Here is an 18,277-nt window from a genome sequence, read left to right as displayed (position 1 = left end):
CTATAAAGTGCGTCCGCCTTTGCCCCGGGGCGGCCCGAGGAGATGCCATCATGATCGACCCCAAAACCGCCAAGCGGGGCCTTGCGCTCGTTTTCACCACGCTGCTGCTCGACATCATCGGCTTCGGCATCATCATGCCGGTACTCCCAGCCTATCTGCAGGAGCTGACCGGCGTCGGCGTCAGCGAGGCCGCGATCGAGGGTGGTTGGCTGCTCTTCGCCTATGCAGCGATGCAGTTCGTTTTCGCGCCCGTCATGGGAGGCTTGAGCGACCGGTTCGGGCGGCGGCCGATCCTGCTCGCCTCAGTTCTCACCTTCTCCATCGACAATTTGATCTGCGCCGTCGCCTGGTCGTACCCGATGCTGTTCATCGGGCGCCTGCTGGCCGGTATTTCCGGCGCGAGCTATTCGACGACGTCCGCCTTCATCGCCGACATCTCGAACGATGAGAACCGGGCGAAGAATTTCGGCCTGCTCGGCATCGCCTTCGGCGTCGGCTTCGTCATCGGACCGGTTCTGGGCGGGCTGCTCGGCACGTTCGGGCCGCGCGTGCCGTTCTATTTCGCCGCCGGGCTGGCTTTCGTGAACTTCATGATTGCGCTGTTTTTCTTGCCGGAGACGCTCGACGACAAGCACCGCCGCCGCTTCGAGTGGAAACGCGCGAACCCGGTCGGCACGCTCATCCAGATGCGCAACTACCAGGGCATCGGCTGGATCGGGCTTGTCTTTTTCCTGATGACGCTCGGCCACATGATGTATCCGGCGGTCTGGTCGTTCGTCTCCAATTACCGCTATGGCTGGAGCGAGCAGCAGATCGGCTTCTCGCTCGGTGCCTTCGGCCTGTGCGGGGCGATCATCATGGCGACGGTCCTGCCGCGCGTGATCCCCAGGCTTGGCGAGTGGCGGACGGCGGTCATCGGCCTTGCGTTCACCGCGCTCAGCGCCTTCGGCTACGCCTTCGCATGGCAAGGCTGGATGATCTATGCGGTGATCGTCTCCGGCTGCCTCGAAGCGTTGGCCGATCCGCCGCTCAGGAGCCTCGCCGCCGCCAAGGTGCCGCCGTCGGCGCAGGGCGAACTCCAGGGCGCGATGACGTCGATCTTCTCGATCACCTCGATCATCACGCCGCTGCTTTATACGGGGATCTTTTCCTGGTTCACAGGGCCGAACGCACCGGTGACCTTCGGTGGCGCGCCTTATCTGCTCGGCGCGATTTTCCTCACGCTGGCGCTCATCGTGTTCGTCACCAAAGTGGCCAGGCCGACGCCGAAGGAAGTCGAGCGCATGCATGCGCAGGAGACGGCGACCGACGCGGTTTGAGATTCGCGAAGCACGGAGAAGCTGAAGGGCGGCGTCCGGCTTTAAGCGCGCTCGGCCAGCAATTCTTCGCCGCGCTTTTCGCGGATCAGATTGACGAAGCGGCGGAAGAGGTAGTGCGAATCCTGCGGGCCCGGCGAGGCCTCGGGATGGTGCTGGACCGAAAACACCGGCCGGCCGGTCAGCGCGATGCCGCAATTCGAACCGTCGAACAGCGAGACATGGGTTTCCTCGACGCCCTCGGGCAGCGAGTCGGCGTCAACGGCAAAGCCGTGGTTCATCGAGACGATCTCGACCTTGCCCGTGGTGTGGTCCTTGACCGGATGGTTGGCGCCGTGGTGGCCCTGATGCATCTTCGCCGTCTTGCCGCCAAGCGCCAGCGCCAGCATCTGGTGGCCGAGGCAGATACCGAACACCGGGATGTCGGTCTTCAGCAGGTCCTGGATCACCGGCACGGCATAGTCGCCGGTGGCCTCCGGATCGCCGGGGCCGTTGGAGAGGAAGATGCCATCGGGCTGCATGGCGAGGATCTCCTCGGCGCCGGTCTTTGCCGGTACCACGGTGACCTTGGCGCCGAGACCCGCGAGCAGGCGCAAGATGTTGCGCTTGACGCCGTAGTCGATGGCGACGACATGCAGGGACGGCTCGACCTGTTCGCCAAAGCCTTCGTTCCAGACCCAGGACGTCTCGCGCCAGACCGAGGATTGGCCTGACGTGACCTCCTTGGCGAGGTCGAGCCCGATCAGGCCCGACCAGGCGGCGGCGCGGCGCTTCAAATCGTCGAGGTCGAAGACGCCATCGGGCGCGTGCGCGATGACGGCGTTGGGCATGCCCTTTTCGCGGATCAGCGCGGTGAGTGCACGCGTGTCGATGCCCGACAGGGCAACGATGCCGCGCTTCTTCAGCCACTGGTCGAGATGACCGGCGGCACGGTAGTTGGACGGGTTGGTGACATCGGCCTTGAACACGGCACCGACGGCGCCGGCGCGGGCGACCGGGTTGAGGTCTTCGATGTCCTCGTCATTGGTGCCGATATTGCCGATATGCGGAAAGGTGAAGGTGACGATCTGGCCGGCATAGGACGGGTCGGTGAGGATTTCCTGGTAGCCGGTCAGCGCCGTGTTGAAGCAGACCTCGGCGACGGCGGAACCCGTGGCGCCCAGGCCGCGGCCCTCGATGACGGTGCCGTCGGCCAGCACCAGCAAGGCGGTCGGCTTCTCGGTGGCCCAGGGGGCGGTCATCGTCGCCATCGCGGCACTCCTAAAGGCTGCTTGCGGATTGTCCTGCGCAGCAAACAGCGCGGCAGCGATTTCTCGAGCCTCCGCGCATCAATTCATTGTCTTATGCAAGGCCGAGTACATAGGGGAAGGCGCCAGAACGGTCAATGATACAGCCAGTGACCGGCACAGATTTATTTCGTCGAACAATATCAGTGACTTGCCGGAATCCCCGAGATTTGCCTTGCGCATTCGCCGGGGCTATTGTCCGCGCCGATCGAAGGAGAAAGCATCATGCGCGCAAAAATCGCCGAATCCCTGAAGAGCGCGATGAAGGCGCAGGACAAGCAGCGGCTGCCGACGCTACGGCTGATCCAGGCCGCCATCCACGACCGCGACATCGCCAATCGCGGCGCCGGCAAGGAGCCGGCGAGCGACGAGGAGATCCTGCAGATCCTGGCCAAGATGGTGAAGCAGCGCGAAGAATCGGCCAAGGCCTTCGAAGACGGCAAGCGGCCCGAGCTTGCCGCGCAGGAGCGCGGCGAGATGGAGATCATCCGCGGCTTCCTGCCGACGCAGTTGGACGATGCCGCGGTGACGGCCGCGGCGCGCGAAGCGATCGCGGCGACCGGCGCTGCCAGCCAGAAGGACATGGGCAAGGTGATCGCCGCGCTCAAGCAGAAATATGCCGGTCAGATGGATTTCGGCAAGGCAAGCGGTATCGTCAAGAGCCTGCTGCAGTAAGAGGTTCTCCGCCCGTCACGCCCAGTTTGCGAACTGGGAGCGGTGTAGGCTGTCGTCATGATCGAAATCGTCAAACCGGCGCTCGTACATCTGCGGTCCTACAAGGCTGCGCTGGAGCGCGGCTGGTCGCCGGACAATGTGCGACTGCTGGAGGCCACGCGCGAGCAGCTTGCTGCTATCGCGGAGGATCCGGTCGCTTTCCTCGCCGACCTCGATGACCCCGAACCGCCGATTACTTTGCCCGACGGCAGGACAGTACCGCGGCTGCCCGGATTCCGGCGCTGGATCTGGGACGGCGATGTCGCCGGCTCGATCGGCTTTCGCTGGCAGCCCGGCACAGCGGCGCTGCCGCCGCATGTGCTTGGCCATATCGGCTACGCCGTGGTGCCCCGTGGAAGCGCGGGCGCGGGTATGCGACAGAGGCGGTGCGGCTGATGCTGAACGAGGCGAGGGCGGTCGGTCTGCCTTATGTGGAAATCACCGCCAAGCCGCACAATCCGGCCTCGCACAAGGTGATCCTGGCCAATGGCGGCAAGCTCGTCGGCCGCTTCTTCGAGGATGCCGCCTATGGCGGAGCGGAGAGCCTGCGGTTCCGGATTGACTTGTAGGCTGCGCTATTCTGCTGCTGCCGGCAGCGGCGGCGTGGCGCGGCTACGTCCTTCCCAGACATAGGAGGCCAGCGCCACCACCACTGCTACCAGCATGGCCATGGCGCCAACCACCGGCAAGGCTCGATAGCCGTAACCGGCGTTGAGCATGGCGGCGCCGAGTGACGCGGCAAGCGCAATGCCGACATTGAAGCCAGAGGGGATGAGCGAGGAGGCGAGGTTCGATGCATCCGCCGTCCAGGCCAGGATGCGGGTCTGGATCGGCGTGCCGATGGAGAAGTTGAGGCCGCCCCAGATGACGATCGCAACGATCATCGGCAGGGGATAGGGGCTGACGGCATAGATCACCGCAAGCGTGACCGCCTGCAGGCAGAGCAAGGTGATGAGCGACGGCATCAGCTTCCAGTCGGAGAGTTTCCCGCCGACGAAGACGCCGATCGTGGCGCCGACGCCGTTGAGCAGAAGCACCCAGGGCACCAGGCTCTTGTCGAGGCCGGTGACTTCAAGCAGCGTCGGCGTGATGTAGGTGAACAGGGTGAACTGACCGATCATCAGCATCAGCATCAGGATCAGCGAGGTCCAGACCTGCTGGCGGGCCAACACGCGCACCTCGCGGGCAAAGCCTGCTTGTGGGTTCGACGCACCTGCCGTGCGCGGCAAAAGCGCCAGCATGGCCAAGGTCGCCACCACGCCCAGCGCGCACATCACCCAGAAGGTGGCGCGCCAGCCCCACAGAGTGCCGATCGCGGTGCCGGCCGGCACGCCGATGACGTTGGAGACGGTGAGGCCGGACAGGATGACCGCCACGGCCATGCCGCGCTTGTCCTCGGGGACGAGGCCGACGGCAACCACCATCGCGACGCCGAAATAGGCGCCATGCGCCACGGCGACCGCAATGCGCAAGAGCAGCATGGAGGCAAAGTCGGGCGCCAGCGCGCATGCGGCCTGGCCGATCGTGAACGCTATCGAAAGGCCGAGCAACAGGGCCTTGCGGGAAAAGCTCTTGGTGGCAAGCGTCAGCAGTGGGCCGCCGATCGCGATGCCGCAGGCGTAGCCCGAGACGAGGTAGCCCGACGTGGGGATGGACACGCCGAGGCCATCCGCCACCTGCGGCAGCACGCCGGCAATGACGAATTCCGTGGTGCCGAAGGCGAAGGCGGCAATGAACAGGGCGAATAAAGGAAGCATGGCGCAGCAAGCGATCCCAGGATGAGTTGGCCTCAAACCACGGATAGACGCCGCCGGCAATGCAGAAATTGTCGACGCCGCTTTAGCTTTTCTTGACTGGGTTCAATCCGGTTCCGGCCGCCTGCCAATCAGGCTCGGCGACGGTCTTCCTTCCATAAGGAATTTTCAGCCACGCCCGCTCGTGAAGGTAATAGAGCAGCGACTTGGTGACGACCTCGGTGGCGCCGATGGCCGCGGCAAGCTTGATGCTGCCGGTGACGACGAGCGAGATGATCATCGTATCGATGGTGCCGGTGGCGCGCCACGAAAGCGCCTTGGCGAAGCTGCGCGAATGGGTATCCAAACCTATCCTCCCGATGGACCTGGTCCGATGCTTAGAGCGGTTCACCGTTTCAAGAAAACGCAGAACCGCTCGATCCGCTTGTTTTGACGCAACTCCGGACGGAAAACCGTTTCACACTTTTCCTGGAATTGCTCTAGCCGACGGATGGCTGGAGGAGCAAAGACTAATTTTCCCGCTCGCGCCGATAGCGGAACCTTGTTCCCAAGTTGATATCGGTGCTGCAATTTTTTCGGCTATCCGGCCTTCAGCCGGGAACCGCCGAGCAGGCCGCGTTCCTCCAGCACCGGATAGGCCATGGACGCCAGCAGCGAGTTGATCTGCTTGAGGTCGCGGATGGTGTCGAGGTGGATGGAACTGGTCTCGACACTCTTGGCGGTGCCGTCGCGCAGCCGCAGGAAATGGCTGGCGCTGGTTTCCTTCTCGCGGTCACGCAGGCGGTCCTTTTCCAGCACCAACTGGCGCGCCGTCTCGGCATCGCGCGACACCAGCACGTTGAAGGCAAGCCTGGCATTGGCGAGCACCGAGGCGTGGAAGGCACAAAGCTCGCGCCAGCCTTCGGGCGTGAACTCCAGGCCGCGCTCGAGCTTCTTCCTGACATGCACCAGCATGTTGCGCACGATGATGTCGCCGACCTGCTCCAGCTTGACGCAGGCGCCGATCAATTCCTGGCAGCGCAGCGCTTCGTCCTCGGAGAGCGGGTTCTTGGTCACCTTGGCCAGATAGAGCTTTATCGCCGCATGCTTCTTGTCGACGCGATCGTCGAGTGCCGCCAGCGCCTTGATCTTGTCGGCGTCGGCGCTCTCATAGAGCTCGATGATGCGCTTCAGCATGATCTCGACCGTCTCGCAGACCCGCACCACCTCGCGAGTGGCATTGGCCAGCGCTTGGCTCGGTGTGTCGAGAGCGCTTTCGTTGAGCGCCGACAGTTCGATGACGTCGAGCGCGGCCGGCTCGGACTTGGCGCCGAGGGCCACGATCTTCTCCGAAGCGAGGTAGACGAGCCCGGCGAGCGGCAGGCCGGCGAGCAGGATCAGCACGTTGAACAGGATATGGGCATTGACGATCTGGTCGGGCACGCCGGCGCCGAGGAAGGCGACCGGTGGCTTGAAGGTCAGGAACAGGATCAGCATGACCAGCGAGCCCATGCCGCGCATCAGGAGATTGCCGATCGGCACGACACGAACGCCGGGCTCGGCATTGCGGGTGAGCAACGGCGCAATGATCGAGGAGCCGAGATTGACGCCGAGCATCAGCACGATGCCAAGCTCGGGCGGGATGAAGCCACGGCCGGCCAGCGTGACCATCAAAAGCACGGCGGCAATCGAGGAATGGAACAGCCAGGTGATCAGCGCCGCCAGAAGGTAGGCGGTGACCGGGTCGCCAGAGAAGTAGTTGACGATGACCGGCATCAGCGTGCTCTGGCGCAGCGGTTCCGATGCCTGGCCGATCATTTCCAGCGACAGGATCAGGAGGCCGATGCCGATCAGGATGCGGCCGAACTGGCGCCAGTCGCGCCGCTCGGTGGCCATGAACATGACGGTACCGGCGACAAGGCAGACCGGCACCAGCAGCGACAGGTCGAAGGTGAGAAGCTTGACCACCAGCGCCGAGCCGATCTCGGCGCCGCGCACTGCCAATTGGCCGGACATGCCGGAGACGATGCCCGCCCCGGCGAAGGAGCCGACGAGCAGGGTGACCGCGGTGGAACTCTGCAGCGCGATCGACAGGCCGCAGCCGGCAAGGACCGCCATCAGCGGATTGCGCATGGTGGCGCGCAGCCGGTGGCGCAGCACGTCGCCATAGGCACGCTCGACACCCGTTTTCACCAGGCGAGTGGCGAACAGCATCAGCGCCACTGCGCCGGCAAGATGCAAAAGGACGACCGAACCGCTCATGACTGGCCCCGCGATCCAACCAGTGCCGGCGGCGTGGTCACCGTGGCGTCGAATAAGCAGGAGAGGGCGCGAATCATGGACATTGCGGAGGCCTAGATTATTCCAATTTCTTTTAGCCGGGTAATAAATTCCGACTGATTCTGATGCCGGTTGCCGCGCGACAGGGCGTGTCGGAAATGGATGGACCGCAATTTGGTTGCATGGCGGGCCGGCGCCTGGACAAGCGTGCCGCCCGGCTCTCGCATCCGTTTCCAGCCAAGTCTAAGCGTGGCGTTGAATTAGATCATGTAAATATTGGAAATCATTACAGAAACGTAATCTTGACGTTCAGTTTCGGTTCATCCTTGGCACCCTATTGCTTGGGCATCGACAACCAAGGAGTAGCTGTCATGAAACGTCTCGTTCTTTCCGCTGTCGCCGCTTCGATGTTGGCTGCCACGTCCTTCTCGGGCCAGGCCGCGCCGCTCAACGCGCCCGTCGCGCCGCAGTCGAATTACAGCCAGGTCGACTGGCAGAAGCCCGACAGGCATGTCGTGAAGAAGAAAGTCGTGGTGAGGAAGAAGGTCGTTGTGGTGAAGCGGAACCATTGGCGCAACGGCCGGAGATATTTGAGCTGGAAGCGCCACCAGGCGATCCGCGACTACGGCCGCTATGGCCTGCGTCGTCCTGGCCCCGGCCAGGAGTGGATCCGCCTCGGCAACGACTATGTGCTGGTCAGTATCCTGTCGGGCATCGTCTTCGGCGCCATCGCCGCGCACTGATCTATCTCGAATTGTACCGCAAGAAGGCGGCCGGCAGGGCCGCCTTCCTTTTTTGCCCTGTGAAAACCGGGTACGGTCGGCATTAGGAGTCGTCGTGTTCCGCCTGCGTGATTATATGGAGAACAAACGAGCCGTTCCCTGATGCGCTTTCCGCCCGCCTTCCTCGACGAGATCCGCGACCGCGTGCCGATTTCATCGGTCATCGGTCAGCGCGTCGCGTGGGACAGGAAGAAGACCAACGCGCCGCGCGGCGACTATTGGGCGTGCTGCCCGTTCCATGGCGAGAAGAGCCCGTCCTTCCACTGCGAGGACAAGAAGGGCCGCTACCATTGTTTCGGTTGCTCGGTGTCGGGCGACCATTTCAAGTTCCTGACCGAGCTCGACGGGATGAGTTTTCCCGAAGCCGTCGAGAAGATCGCCGACATGGCCGGCGTGCCGATGCCGGTGCGCGACGAACAGGAGGAACGGCGCGAAAAGGAACGTGCCAGCCTGACAGACGTCATGGAGATGGCGACCACCTTCTTCCAGGAGCGACTGCAGGGACCGGAAGGCGCAAAGGCGCGCGCCTATCTGCGCGAGCGTGGGCTGACATCGGCGACGCAGCAGTCGTTTCGCCTCGGCTATGCGCCGGACAGCCGCAACGCATTGAAGGAGCATCTTGCTGCCAGGGGCGTTCCAAAAGCCGATATCGAGGCCTGCGGGCTGGTACGCCATGGCGACGACATCCCGGTCTCTTACGACTGGTTCCGCGACCGCATCATGTTTCCGATCCCGGACTCCAGGGGCAAGATCATCGCCTTTGGTGGCCGGGCGCTGGCGCCGGATGCGCTGGCCAAATACATGAACTCGCCCGACACGGAGCTCTTCCACAAGGGCAATGTGCTCTACAATTTCGCCCGTGCCCGAAAGGCGCTGGCCAAGGGCGGCACGGTCGTCGCCGTCGAAGGCTATATGGACGTGATCGCGCTGGCGCAGGCCGGCTTCGAAAATGTCGTGGCGCCGCTCGGCACCGCGCTCACCGAAAACCAGCTCGAGCTTTTGTGGCGCATGGCCGGCGAGCCAATCTTATGCTTCGACGGCGACCAGGCCGGGCTGAAGGCAGCGTGGCGCGTCGCCGATCTGGCGCTGCCGGCGGTCCAGCCGGGACGCTCGGCGCGTTTCGCGCTGCTGCCCGAAGGCAAGGATCCCGACGATCTGGTCAAGGGCGAAGGTGCGGACGCCTTCCGCGTCGTGCTCTCCGAAGCGCGGCCGCTCGCCGACCTGTTGTGGATGCGCGAGACGTCGGGCGGCGTCTTCGACACGCCGGAGCGACGGGCGGAACTGGAAAAGACGCTGCGCGAACTGACCAGCCGTATCCGCGACGAGAGCCTGCGCTACCACTATCAGCAAGAGATGCGCGAGCGGGTCCTGAGCTTCTTCGGCGCCCAGCGCGGCGCCCGGCAAGGTCATCAGGGCGGGCGGCCCGGCGAGCGCGGCAAAGGTGCGGGGGCTGGAGGGCAGTTCGCGCGCGGCGGCAATGCCGGCGGACGCACCGCGATCACCGAAAGCCTCGGACGTTCGGCGCTGGTCAAGCGCGGCGCCGAAGGCATGTCGGTGCGCGAGGCGACGATCATCGTGGCGCTGATCAACCACCCGGCGCTGATCGACGAGAACTTTGCCCACGTCGAATTCCTCGATCTCGCCAACGCCGACCTGAAGCGGCTGCACGCCGCGATCCTCGATGCGATGGCGCATGACATGGCCAACGACCGCGGCGCGGTGATCGCGACCGTCGAAAGGGCCGGCTGCGGCGATATCTGGGAACGCGCTGTGGCGCTGATCAAGCGCGCACGGCAATGGCCGGCGCTGGAAACGGCCGCCCTTGAGGATGCCCGCGACGCCTTCAACCAGGCGCTGCACTTGCAGCGCAGCGCGCGCACCTTACATAGAGAGCTGAAACAGGCGCAGGCAGCGCTCGATCAGGATCCCTCGGACGAAAACTTCCGGCATCTGGTCGAGATTCAGGCGCAATTCAACGATGTGCAAGCAACGGAAGCGCTGATCGAAGGGTTTGGCGTGTCCTCGGGCAGGGCTGGTCGCGTATAGGTGGAATCCTGCGCCAAGAATGAAGTGGGAATGTGCCGCGCGTCGAATCGACGCCCCTAAGTCGGGTAATTGATTCGCTTTTTTCATGCGAATCATGCGAGAGGCGCTTGACCTTCTGGCAGAATGGCGGAATCAGGACGATTCGAAACGTTAACCCGTGCCCGGCGTCGACGGGAAATGAGCGATGTGAGGGTACTGGTCACTGGACAGGCGGCAGGCCTGCCACAGATACCAGGGTTAATCTGGACTTAACGAGAGATGCGGTTACTGGCCCGGTGACGTGCGTTTGAAGCGAGCGCATCCGATTTGACCGGCCCGGCAGCTTACGCGGCTTCGACACAGAGCCGCTTGGAGACGATAGAGAATGGCGACAAAGGAAAAGGAAGAGGTCGAGACCGAACGTGAAGGCGCCACCGATGGCCCTCTGCTCGACCTTTCCGATGATGCTGTCAAGAAGATGATCAAGGCCGCCAAGAAGCGCGGCTATGTGACCATGGACGAGTTGAATTCGGTGCTGCCTTCGGAGGAAGTGACCTCCGAGCAGATCGAGGACACGATGGCCATGCTTTCCGACATGGGCATCAACGTGGTCGAGGACGACGAGCAGGGCGAGGAGTCCGAAGCCGCCGACACCAGCGCCGATGCCGAGGAAGACGCCAACGAACTGGCCGAGCAGACCGGCACTGCGGTTGCCGCCACGACCACCAAGAAAGAGCCGACCGATCGCACCGACGATCCGGTCCGCATGTATCTGCGCGAGATGGGCTCGGTCGAGCTTCTGTCGCGCGAGGGCGAAATCGCCATCGCCAAGCGCATCGAGGCCGGCCGCGAGACGATGATCGCGGGCCTGTGCGAAAGCCCGCTGACCTTCCAGGCCATCATCATCTGGCGCGACGAGCTCAACGAATCGAAGATCCTGCTGCGCGAGATCATCGATCTGGAAGCCACCTATGCCGGGCCGGAGGCCAAGCAGGCGCCGGTGGTCGAGCGCATCGAGGAAGCCCCCAAGACCGAGGACAAGCCGCGCCGCGCCAGCCGCGAAGACGAGGACGACATCACCAATGTCGGCGGCGACACCCGCGGCCTGACGGACGACGACGAGGAAGACGAGGACGAGGCGAGCCTGTCGCTGGCGGCGATGGAAGCCGAACTGCGTCCGCAGGTGATGGAGACGCTCGACGTCATCGCCGACACCTACAAGAAGCTCAGGAAGCTGCAGGACCAGCAGGTCGAGAACCGGCTCGCCGCCGCCGGCACGCTGTCGCCCAGCCAGGACCGCCGGCTGAAGGAGCTGAAGGACCAACTGATCAAGGCGGTGAAGTCGCTGTCGCTCAACACGGCGCGCATCGAGGCGCTGGTCGAGCAGCTCTACGACATCAACAAGCGCTTGGTGCAGAACGAAGGCAAGCTTTTGCGGCTCGCTGAAAGCTATGGCGTGCGCCGCGAGGAGTTCCTCAAGGAATACCAGGGGTCGGAGCTCGACCCGAACTGGACGCGTTCGATCGCCAATCTGACGTCGCGCGGCTGGAAGGAATTCACCAAGAACGAGAAGGACGCGATCCGCGACCTGCGCGCCGAAATCCAGCATCTGGCCACCGAGACCGCGATCTCGATCCTGGAATTCCGCAAGATCGTCAACCAGGTGCAGAAGGGCGAGCGCGAGGCGGCGATCGCCAAGAAGGAAATGGTCGAGGCCAATCTGCGCCTCGTCATCTCCATCGCCAAGAAGTACACCAATCGCGGCCTGCAGTTCCTCGACCTGATCCAGGAAGGCAATATCGGCCTGATGAAGGCGGTCGACAAATTCGAGTACCGTCGCGGTTACAAGTTCTCGACCTACGCGACATGGTGGATCCGGCAGGCGATCACCCGCTCGATCGCCGACCAGGCGCGCACCATCCGCATCCCGGTGCACATGATCGAGACGATCAACAAGATCGTGCGCACCTCGCGCCAGATGCTGCACGAGATCGGCCGCGAGCCGACACCGGAGGAATTGGCCGAAAAGCTCGCCATGCCGCTCGAAAAAGTGCGCAAGGTGCTGAAGATCGCCAAGGAGCCGATCTCGCTCGAAACGCCGGTCGGCGACGAGGAGGATTCGCATCTCGGCGATTTCATCGAGGACAAGATGGCGATCCTGCCGATCGACGCGGCGATCCAGGCCAATCTGCGCGAGACCACCACGCGCGTGCTGGCCTCGCTGACGCCGCGCGAGGAGCGTGTTCTGCGCATGCGTTTCGGCATCGGCATGAACACCGATCACACGCTGGAAGAAGTCGGCCAGCAGTTCTCGGTCACCCGCGAGCGCATCCGCCAGATCGAAGCCAAGGCGCTGCGCAAGCTCAAGCACCCGAGCCGCTCGCGCAAGCTCAGGAGCTTCCTGGATAGCTGAGGCAATCCTTTTTCAGGATTTTGGTGTGGGCGCGACTTACGGAACCGTCAGCATTAAGGGGCCAACGCAAGAAGCGTTGGCCGGCTGGCTAAGATCGAAGACCGTCGACGCCTTCGTCACGGCCGAGCAAAACGGTTGGACCACTTTCTCGGATCGTCACACAGACCAGCTCGACCCGCGCTGGATTGAGCCTTTGCTCCAGAGCCTGACTCTCGATCTGACTTGCGTCGGCATCGCGATCACCGTCTACGACGAGGAACAGTTTCAGCTCTGGGCGGCAAAGCACGGTGTTCTTCAATCGCGCTACAATTCCTGTCCTGGCATGGAGATGAGCGACCCTGGCGACGAGGATATGCGTCCTCGGCTCGAAGACGCTCCCGCCTTGCTGGCCACGATCGGCAAGCCGGCGGCGCCTGACGATTTGCTTCGGATCCTTGGAATGGATGGATCGAAAGAGTACATAGATCCGCTCGACCTCCATGAGGAACTCGCCATCTATCTAGGACTTCCGGAAAATTCTCTTGGCCTTAGCCACAGATACATTCTGAAGGATAAGATCGATCTTTCAGAGCAGGGTTTGATCAGGACGGTCGAAAGCTAACGATTTGAAGGGCGCTGATGGCGCCCTTTTTGTTGCCGGCGCGACGGCTCTTGTCGTCCATCTCTGTCGGGAGGATACTTCCCAGGTCGGATGCATGTTCTGGGCGATAACCCGGATGCCCGCCCCGGCGGAGGCCACGACCTACCGCCGTGCTCCGTGGCCCGGAGGGAGGTGTGCCATGACGACTTACATCGTGCTTATCAACTGGACCGAGCAGGGCGCCAAGAACGTGCGCGACTCTCCGAAGCGGCTCGATGCCGCCAAGAAGCTCTTGGGGGACATGGGCGGATCGTTCAAGTCGTTCTACCTGACCATGGGCGAATGCGATATGGTGGCGGTGGTCGAAGCCCCCGATGACGCCGTGCTCGCCCGTTTTGCGCTGATGCTGGCGACCGGCGGCAACGTCAAGACGCGGACGCTGAAGGCCTTCCCGGAATTCGCCTATCGCGAAATCATCTCCTCACTCGGATAGGCGCCCGCCAGAGGCAAGATATTGCTCGACAACCGACGATCGGGCGCCGCCTGACGGCGCCCGATGTCTGCCGACGCCGACGAGAAGTGCTCCTCCCACCGACGAAGAGCTTTTTTCATCCACATCCCGAAGGCGTCCGGTTAGGATCAAGCCATGTCCGAACCGCATTCACGTTCGCATCTGTGGCCTGGGGTACCGCTCGCGCTCGGCTCCGCCGCCTTGTTCGGCGCGACGCCTCCGCTTTCCAAGCTGCTGCTCGATGCCGTCGACCCGTTCATGCTGGCCGGCCTGCTCTACCTTGGCGCCGGCATTGGCTTTGGCTTGTACACCTTGCTTCGGGGCACCGGAGGCGGCGAGGCGCAGCTGAGCTACAAGGACATGCCGTGGCTGGCACTGGCAATCGGCATGGGGGGCATCGTCGCGCCCGTCCTGCTGATGTTCGGCCTCACGCTCAACACAGCATCGAGTTCGGCGCTGCTGCTCAACCTCGAAGGGCTGGCGACGATGGCAATCGCCTGGCTGGTCTACCGCGAGAATGTCGACCGGCGCCTGCTCCTCGGAGCGTTCGCCATTCTTGCCGGCGCGGTTCTGCTGTCATGGGAAGGCAAGGGGGTTGCCTTCAACCTTGGCGCCCTACTTGTCGCCGGGGCCTGCCTCGCCTGGGGGATGGACAACAATTTCACGCGCAAGATCTCGGCAACCGACCCGGTTGTCATTGCCATGCTCAAGGGATTGGTGGCGGGCGTCGTCAATGTCGGGCTGGCCGTCATCGCCGGCGCCTCGTTTCCAGCGGCACCCATCATCGTGGCCACGGCCGCCGTCGGCTTCTTCGGCATCGGCGTCAGCCTGGTGATGTTCATCCTGGCCCTGCGCCATCTCGGCACGGCGCGGACTGGAGCCTACTATTCGATCGCTCCCTTTATCGGCGCGCTGCTGGCAATCCTTTTCCTCGGTGATCCGCTGACGCTCAAACTGGCGATTGCCGGGTTCTTGATGGGGCTCGGCCTCTGGCTCCATCTTTCGGAGCGGCACGATCACGAACACGACCACGAGGCGCTGGAACACGAGCACAACCATGTGCATGACGAACATCACCAGCATCATCACGACGGACCGGTGAGCGAGCCGCATTCACACTGGCACCAGCATGCGCCGATGCGCCACAAGCATCCTCACTATCCCGAACTGCATCACCGGCACGGCCACGGCTAGATGCTGACTGTCTGGTACAACACGCGCTGCCCGGTCTGCGATGCCGGCATTGCCAGGCAAAAACGGCGGCTGATCGAGGCGGTCAAATCTGGCCGGATCGAGTTCCGCGACATCAATCTCGAGCCGGCGGCGCTTGCCGGCCACGGCACCTCGCTGGAAGACATCCGCCGCCGTCTGTATGCAACCGACGCCGACGGCAGATTGCTGGTCGGCGCCGATGTCGCGATTGCCGTCTGGAAGGCGACGCCGGGCGAGGGCTGGCTGGCGACGCTGCTCGGCAATCCGGTTCTCCTGCCGCTGACGCGCTTTGCCTATGATCGTTTCGCCGATGTTCTCTATGCTTGGAATCGGCGCAAGGGCCGCTGGTAGCTGCGCTTTGGTCGCAAGCCCAGTCAGGCATTCTTGGCGCATATCCGTCCACTTCAATCACTGATGCCGTATTCAGATACATCGTAAGATATATCTTGACTCGATCGGCGCCGGCGCTTTAATTAAGATATATCGTAAGACATAACTCAAGGAGCAATCCATGCATAGACATCATCATTTCGGCGAGCACCCGTTGCGGGCTTTCATGCATATGGCCGGCAAGTTCGGTGGCCGTGGCGGCGGTCCGTTCGGGCACGGCATGAGGGGCGGCGGCCGCGGCGGCCCGGGCGAAATGTTCCGCGCCGGGCGCATGCTGGCCGACGGCGATCTCAAGCTGATCACGCTGTCGCTGCTGGCCGAGGCGCCGCGCCATGGCTACGACATCATCAAGGCGCTGGAAGAGCGCACCAGCGGCGTCTACAGCCCGAGCCCGGGCGTGGTCTATCCGACGCTGACCTTCTTGGAAGAGGCCGGCTATGCCACCTCCTCGGCGGAAGGCAACAAGAAGGTGTTTTCGATCACCGAGGCCGGCCAGGCGCATCTCGAGGAAAACCGCGAGATGATCGACCATGTGCTCGACCATCTCGAGCGCTTCGGTCGCAAGATGGCGAAGGCGCGTGACTGGTTCGGCTGGAACGACGACGGCGAGGAGGGTGGCCGGCGTGGCCGCCACGAAAAGCGCGATGCGTTCCGCGCCGTACGCCACCGACTGCGCGCCGCGCTTAGCGACATCGTCGATGCGCCTGAAGACACGCAGGCCCAGGCGATGAACATCCTGCAAGACGCCGCCGAAGCTCTCGAGGCGCTGTCGCGCCGCTGAAGGCGTTAGCTTCTCCATCGCCGCAAGCGAAAAAGCCCGGAGAGATCCGGGCTTTTCATTGGTCTGGTGAGTTCAGGAATGTGCGCAGGCATCATTCCTTGCCGACATATTCGCTGATCAGCTTTTCATTGCGCGCCTTTTCGATCTTGGCGGTCATTTCGGCCGAAAGGCGCTCGTCGGTGCGGTACTTGACCAGATTCACCAGGCTGCCGGTGAGCAGCAGAATGCCCATGGCCCAATAGCCCTTGGTCGACAGGTCGACAGGAGCCAGCCACAGCGACAGGCTGAGCATGAAATAGGCGGCGCCGACCGATATGCTGTTGAACATGATGTAGGTCTGATTGGCGTTCATGGTCTTTCTCCGTTTGGTTGGTGAAGAATTGGGTGTTGGTGAGGAATCGGTTTTCGTGGGTCAGTGGGTGGATTTCAGTCGGTCGAGCACATCTTGTGCCCGCACCTTGGTCGAGGGGCCGTGGCCGGCGTCCTCCAGCCTGCTGCGAATGGCTTCCTGGCTGAGACCCGCGTCGATCTCGTCCAGAATGCTTGCTTCTTCGAGCGGATCGCTGCGCTCCCTGATGCGGGCCAGCAGCGCCTCGGCCTCGTTGAGGCTCGCCGTCCGGCCGATGGACCGGTTCAGCCGGCGCTGCGCCTTCTGTTCGGCGTCGATGGCGCGTGCCGAGATCATGCCCTGGTTTAGGTCGACGATGCGCCGGTGCGCCTGTTCCAGCGACATGCGCATGCGCAAGGTCTTTTCCACCAGGCCGCGCACGGTGGCGCGGCGGACCTCGCGTTCGTTCTCCAGTTCGGCGATGGCGCCGGCGCCATCGCGGGCGAGGGGCTCATTGCTAGCGGCAAGGGCGCTGCGGGTGCGCTCCTCCAGATCGGCGATGCGGCGGTCGAGCTGGTCGAGGCTGGCCTGTTCGGCCCGCTGACGCACGATCAGCGAGGCGAGTGTCTGCTTGGCCGAAGCGAGGCCGGCTTCGGCATCGCGGATGCGCTGGGCGAGAAGATCGACCGCGAACTGGTCCTTCAGCCGGTCTTCGGCCTTGGCGCTCGCGCCGTCCAGTAATGTCCTGATAAGACTGAGCATTTGTTTGTTCCTCCGGTTATGAACGTTGTTCACAAATGCACTGTAACAGAAAATGAACAGTGTTCAAGGAGAATTTTGAACGCTGTTCACCAACGCTGGATCATGGTAAACACGAGCAGCCTTGCCGACTTGGGGCGCGGGCAGACGGGATTAGCGGAGAACAGGTTTGGCACTGGACAAGGAAGAAATCAGCGAGCGTGTCATCGCCATCGCCGAGGATCTCATCGAGGCGGGCGGGGCGGAGAACCTGAAAGCCAGGGCCATCGCCACGCAGGCCGGGATCGCGGTCGGCTCCATCTACAATCTGTTCCGCGACATCGACGATCTGCACCGCGCGGTGAACATGCGGCTGCTCGACCGGCTGGGCGAGGCCGGCGCCTCGGCAATGGCCGAGTTGGAGAAAGCCGGCGTGACCGATACGCGCCAACGCCTGCTGGCGCTGGCGCGCGCCTATGCCGGGTTCGTGGCGGCTCATCCGGCGAGCTGGCCGGCCTTGCTCGCCTTCAACCGCCGTCAGCTGCCGCACGCGGAGCCGGATGCCTACGAGGCGCGGCTCAGCGCCTTGCTGCAGATCATCGCAAGGGTGCTTGCCGATGGCCGCTTCGGCCTCGACGAAACCCGGCTGCGGATCGCCGCCCGGACCTTGTGGTCAAGCGTGCATGGCATCGTGACCAGCGGCTATGCCGCCAATTCCGCCGGCCGGCAAGCCGATGAGACCTGGGAGCAGGTCGAACTGCTGGTCGCCGTCTTCATCAAGGGGCTGGAACGCGGCGGGACATTCGATCATGCTGAGACAGCACGTCGTGAATCGTGACGGTCGGCACCGGCGATGCCATGGCGCCGGTGCGAAAGTGGAGATTTGAACCATGTCTTTTCTAAAACGACTTTTCGGCGGTGGCGGCGGTGCGGATGCGGGCGAGCCAAAGGGCGCCGCGCCGGCAAAGCAGGTCGAGCACAAGGGCTTCCTGATCAGCGCCACGCCCTACAAGGCCGAAGGCCAGTACCAGACCTGCGGCGTGGTCTCGAAAGAAGTCGACGGCGTGTTGAAGGAGCACAAATTCATCCGCGCCGACCGCTTCGCCGGGCTGGATGACGCCATCGACATCTCGATCAAGAAGGGCACCCAGCTGGTCGACGAACAGGGCGAGAGGATGTTCGGGTAGA

18 protein-coding genes and 1 pseudogene are annotated in these 18,277 nt (G+C 63.3%); 13 read left to right on the top strand and 6 right to left on the bottom strand.

Annotated elements, in window-relative coordinates; genetic code table 11:
* The first annotated feature begins 50 nt into the window (after positions 1–50).
* The gene (locus ACSQ3Z_RS19720; RefSeq protein ID WP_436172968.1) at positions 51–1,319 is read left to right on the top strand and encodes a TCR/Tet family MFS transporter; all 1,269 of its coding nucleotides are present in this window, start codon (positions 51–53) and stop codon (positions 1,317–1,319) included.
* Positions 1,320–1,360: 41 nt separating this feature from the next.
* Here ACSQ3Z_RS19720 and carA read toward each other — a convergent pair whose 3' ends face one another.
* Complete coding sequence (gene carA / locus ACSQ3Z_RS19715; RefSeq protein WP_436172967.1) at positions 1,361–2,566, bottom strand: glutamine-hydrolyzing carbamoyl-phosphate synthase small subunit; 1,206 nt, start codon at positions 2,564–2,566, stop codon at positions 1,361–1,363.
* Between the two features lie 261 nt (positions 2,567–2,827).
* Between carA and ACSQ3Z_RS19710 the strand changes: the two genes are divergently transcribed.
* Positions 2,828–3,277, top strand: coding sequence for a GatB/YqeY domain-containing protein (locus tag ACSQ3Z_RS19710; protein WP_436172966.1), 450 nt, complete (start codon positions 2,828–2,830; stop codon positions 3,275–3,277).
* 57 nt (positions 3,278–3,334) lie between these two features.
* Positions 3,335–3,885: pseudogene (locus ACSQ3Z_RS19705) on the top strand (GNAT family N-acetyltransferase).
* A gap of 6 nt (positions 3,886–3,891) precedes the next feature.
* Here ACSQ3Z_RS19705 and ACSQ3Z_RS19700 read toward each other — a convergent pair.
* The 3 genes from ACSQ3Z_RS19700 to ACSQ3Z_RS19690 all read right to left on the bottom strand — a co-directional run bounded on the left by ACSQ3Z_RS19700 (position 3,892) and on the right by ACSQ3Z_RS19690 (position 7,311).
* Positions 3,892–5,073, bottom strand: a complete 1,182-nt coding sequence (locus ACSQ3Z_RS19700; protein ID WP_436172965.1) for an MFS transporter — start codon at positions 5,071–5,073, stop codon at positions 3,892–3,894.
* An 82-nt stretch (positions 5,074–5,155) separates the two neighbouring features.
* Positions 5,156–5,416, bottom strand: a complete 261-nt coding sequence (locus ACSQ3Z_RS19695; protein WP_436172964.1) for a DUF2061 domain-containing protein — start codon at positions 5,414–5,416, stop codon at positions 5,156–5,158.
* A 233-nt stretch (positions 5,417–5,649) separates the two neighbouring features.
* Positions 5,650–7,311 (bottom strand): Na/Pi cotransporter family protein, encoded by a 1,662-nt coding sequence (locus ACSQ3Z_RS19690; RefSeq protein ID WP_436172963.1) that lies wholly within the window; start codon positions 7,309–7,311, stop codon positions 5,650–5,652.
* Between the two features lie 389 nt (positions 7,312–7,700).
* Between ACSQ3Z_RS19690 and ACSQ3Z_RS19685 the strand changes: the two genes are divergently transcribed.
* From ACSQ3Z_RS19685 to ACSQ3Z_RS19650, 8 genes are all read left to right on the top strand, one after another.
* Entirely contained in the window at positions 7,701–8,072 is a 372-nt protein-coding gene (locus ACSQ3Z_RS19685) for an RcnB family protein (protein ID WP_436172962.1), read from the top strand.
* Between the two features lie 141 nt (positions 8,073–8,213).
* A complete protein-coding gene (dnaG, locus tag ACSQ3Z_RS19680; RefSeq protein WP_436172961.1) occupies positions 8,214–10,157 on the top strand; it encodes a DNA primase in 1,944 nt (647 codons plus the stop codon).
* Between the two features lie 364 nt (positions 10,158–10,521).
* Entirely contained in the window at positions 10,522–12,549 is a 2,028-nt protein-coding gene (gene rpoD / locus ACSQ3Z_RS19675) for an RNA polymerase sigma factor RpoD (RefSeq protein WP_436172960.1), read from the top strand.
* Between the two features lie 25 nt (positions 12,550–12,574).
* Positions 12,575–13,150: a hypothetical protein gene (locus ACSQ3Z_RS19670; RefSeq protein WP_436172959.1), complete on the top strand. Its 576-nt coding sequence runs from the start codon at positions 12,575–12,577 to the stop codon at positions 13,148–13,150.
* A gap of 178 nt (positions 13,151–13,328) precedes the next feature.
* Complete coding sequence (locus tag ACSQ3Z_RS19665) at positions 13,329–13,622, top strand: GYD domain-containing protein (protein WP_120014599.1); 294 nt, start codon at positions 13,329–13,331, stop codon at positions 13,620–13,622.
* Positions 13,623–13,775: 153 nt separating this feature from the next.
* The gene (locus tag ACSQ3Z_RS19660; protein ID WP_436172958.1) at positions 13,776–14,834 is read left to right on the top strand and encodes a DMT family transporter; all 1,059 of its coding nucleotides are present in this window, start codon (positions 13,776–13,778) and stop codon (positions 14,832–14,834) included.
* The gene (locus tag ACSQ3Z_RS19655; RefSeq protein ID WP_436172957.1) at positions 14,835–15,203 is read left to right on the top strand and encodes a thiol-disulfide oxidoreductase DCC family protein; all 369 of its coding nucleotides are present in this window, start codon (positions 14,835–14,837) and stop codon (positions 15,201–15,203) included. It begins immediately after the preceding gene.
* Positions 15,204–15,363: 160 nt separating this feature from the next.
* Complete coding sequence (locus ACSQ3Z_RS19650) at positions 15,364–16,023, top strand: PadR family transcriptional regulator (protein ID WP_436172956.1); 660 nt, start codon at positions 15,364–15,366, stop codon at positions 16,021–16,023.
* A 91-nt stretch (positions 16,024–16,114) separates the two neighbouring features.
* Here the strand turns inward: ACSQ3Z_RS19650 and ACSQ3Z_RS19645 are convergent, their stop codons facing one another.
* Both ACSQ3Z_RS19645 and ACSQ3Z_RS19640 read right to left on the bottom strand, forming a co-directional pair.
* Entirely contained in the window at positions 16,115–16,375 is a 261-nt protein-coding gene (locus tag ACSQ3Z_RS19645) for a YiaA/YiaB family inner membrane protein (protein WP_436172955.1), read from the bottom strand.
* Positions 16,376–16,435: 60 nt separating this feature from the next.
* The gene (locus tag ACSQ3Z_RS19640) at positions 16,436–17,113 is read right to left on the bottom strand and encodes a PspA/IM30 family protein (RefSeq protein WP_436172954.1); all 678 of its coding nucleotides are present in this window, start codon (positions 17,111–17,113) and stop codon (positions 16,436–16,438) included.
* Positions 17,114–17,279: 166 nt separating this feature from the next.
* On the opposite strand from ACSQ3Z_RS19640, the gene ACSQ3Z_RS19635 reads away from it, so the two are divergent.
* Both ACSQ3Z_RS19635 and ACSQ3Z_RS19630 read left to right on the top strand, forming a co-directional pair.
* Positions 17,280–17,927 carry a TetR/AcrR family transcriptional regulator gene (locus ACSQ3Z_RS19635; protein ID WP_436172953.1) on the top strand — a complete coding sequence of 216 codons (648 nt, stop codon included), beginning with the start codon at positions 17,280–17,282 and terminating at the stop codon, positions 17,925–17,927.
* A gap of 52 nt (positions 17,928–17,979) precedes the next feature.
* Positions 17,980–18,276 (top strand): HlyU family transcriptional regulator, encoded by a 297-nt coding sequence (locus ACSQ3Z_RS19630; RefSeq protein WP_436172952.1) that lies wholly within the window; start codon positions 17,980–17,982, stop codon positions 18,274–18,276.
* The last annotated feature ends 1 nt before the right edge of the window (position 18,277 follow it).

The organism is Mesorhizobium sp. LjNodule214, from assembly GCF_964252735.1.
Classification (GTDB): Bacteria; Pseudomonadota; Alphaproteobacteria; order Rhizobiales; family Rhizobiaceae; genus Mesorhizobium.
This window is presented reverse-complemented; position numbering and strand designations above follow the sequence as displayed.

What these genes read in the sequence shown, in the direction of transcription:
- ACSQ3Z_RS19720 (WP_436172968.1), top strand. Translation starts at nt 51, where the DNA reads ATGATCGACCCCAAAACCGCCAAGCGGGGCCTTGCGCTCGTTTTCACC.
- carA (WP_436172967.1), bottom strand. Translation starts at nt 2,566, where the DNA reads ATGGCGACGATGACCGCCCCCTGGGCCACCGAGAAGCCGACCGCCTTG.
- dnaG (WP_436172961.1), top strand. Translation starts at nt 8,214, where the DNA reads ATGCGCTTTCCGCCCGCCTTCCTCGACGAGATCCGCGACCGCGTGCCG.
- ACSQ3Z_RS19630 (WP_436172952.1), top strand. Translation starts at nt 17,980, where the DNA reads ATGTCTTTTCTAAAACGACTTTTCGGCGGTGGCGGCGGTGCGGATGCG.
- ACSQ3Z_RS19650 (WP_436172956.1), top strand. Translation starts at nt 15,364, where the DNA reads ATGCATAGACATCATCATTTCGGCGAGCACCCGTTGCGGGCTTTCATG.
- ACSQ3Z_RS19685 (WP_436172962.1), top strand. Translation starts at nt 7,701, where the DNA reads ATGAAACGTCTCGTTCTTTCCGCTGTCGCCGCTTCGATGTTGGCTGCC.
- ACSQ3Z_RS19665 (WP_120014599.1), top strand. Translation starts at nt 13,329, where the DNA reads ATGACGACTTACATCGTGCTTATCAACTGGACCGAGCAGGGCGCCAAG.
- ACSQ3Z_RS19655 (WP_436172957.1), top strand. Translation starts at nt 14,835, where the DNA reads ATGCTGACTGTCTGGTACAACACGCGCTGCCCGGTCTGCGATGCCGGC.
- ACSQ3Z_RS19640 (WP_436172954.1), bottom strand. Translation starts at nt 17,113, where the DNA reads ATGCTCAGTCTTATCAGGACATTACTGGACGGCGCGAGCGCCAAGGCC.
- ACSQ3Z_RS19710 (WP_436172966.1), top strand. Translation starts at nt 2,828, where the DNA reads ATGCGCGCAAAAATCGCCGAATCCCTGAAGAGCGCGATGAAGGCGCAG.
- ACSQ3Z_RS19700 (WP_436172965.1), bottom strand. Translation starts at nt 5,073, where the DNA reads ATGCTTCCTTTATTCGCCCTGTTCATTGCCGCCTTCGCCTTCGGCACC.
- ACSQ3Z_RS19690 (WP_436172963.1), bottom strand. Translation starts at nt 7,311, where the DNA reads ATGAGCGGTTCGGTCGTCCTTTTGCATCTTGCCGGCGCAGTGGCGCTG.
- ACSQ3Z_RS19660 (WP_436172958.1), top strand. Translation starts at nt 13,776, where the DNA reads ATGTCCGAACCGCATTCACGTTCGCATCTGTGGCCTGGGGTACCGCTC.
- rpoD (WP_436172960.1), top strand. Translation starts at nt 10,522, where the DNA reads ATGGCGACAAAGGAAAAGGAAGAGGTCGAGACCGAACGTGAAGGCGCC.
- ACSQ3Z_RS19645 (WP_436172955.1), bottom strand. Translation starts at nt 16,375, where the DNA reads ATGAACGCCAATCAGACCTACATCATGTTCAACAGCATATCGGTCGGC.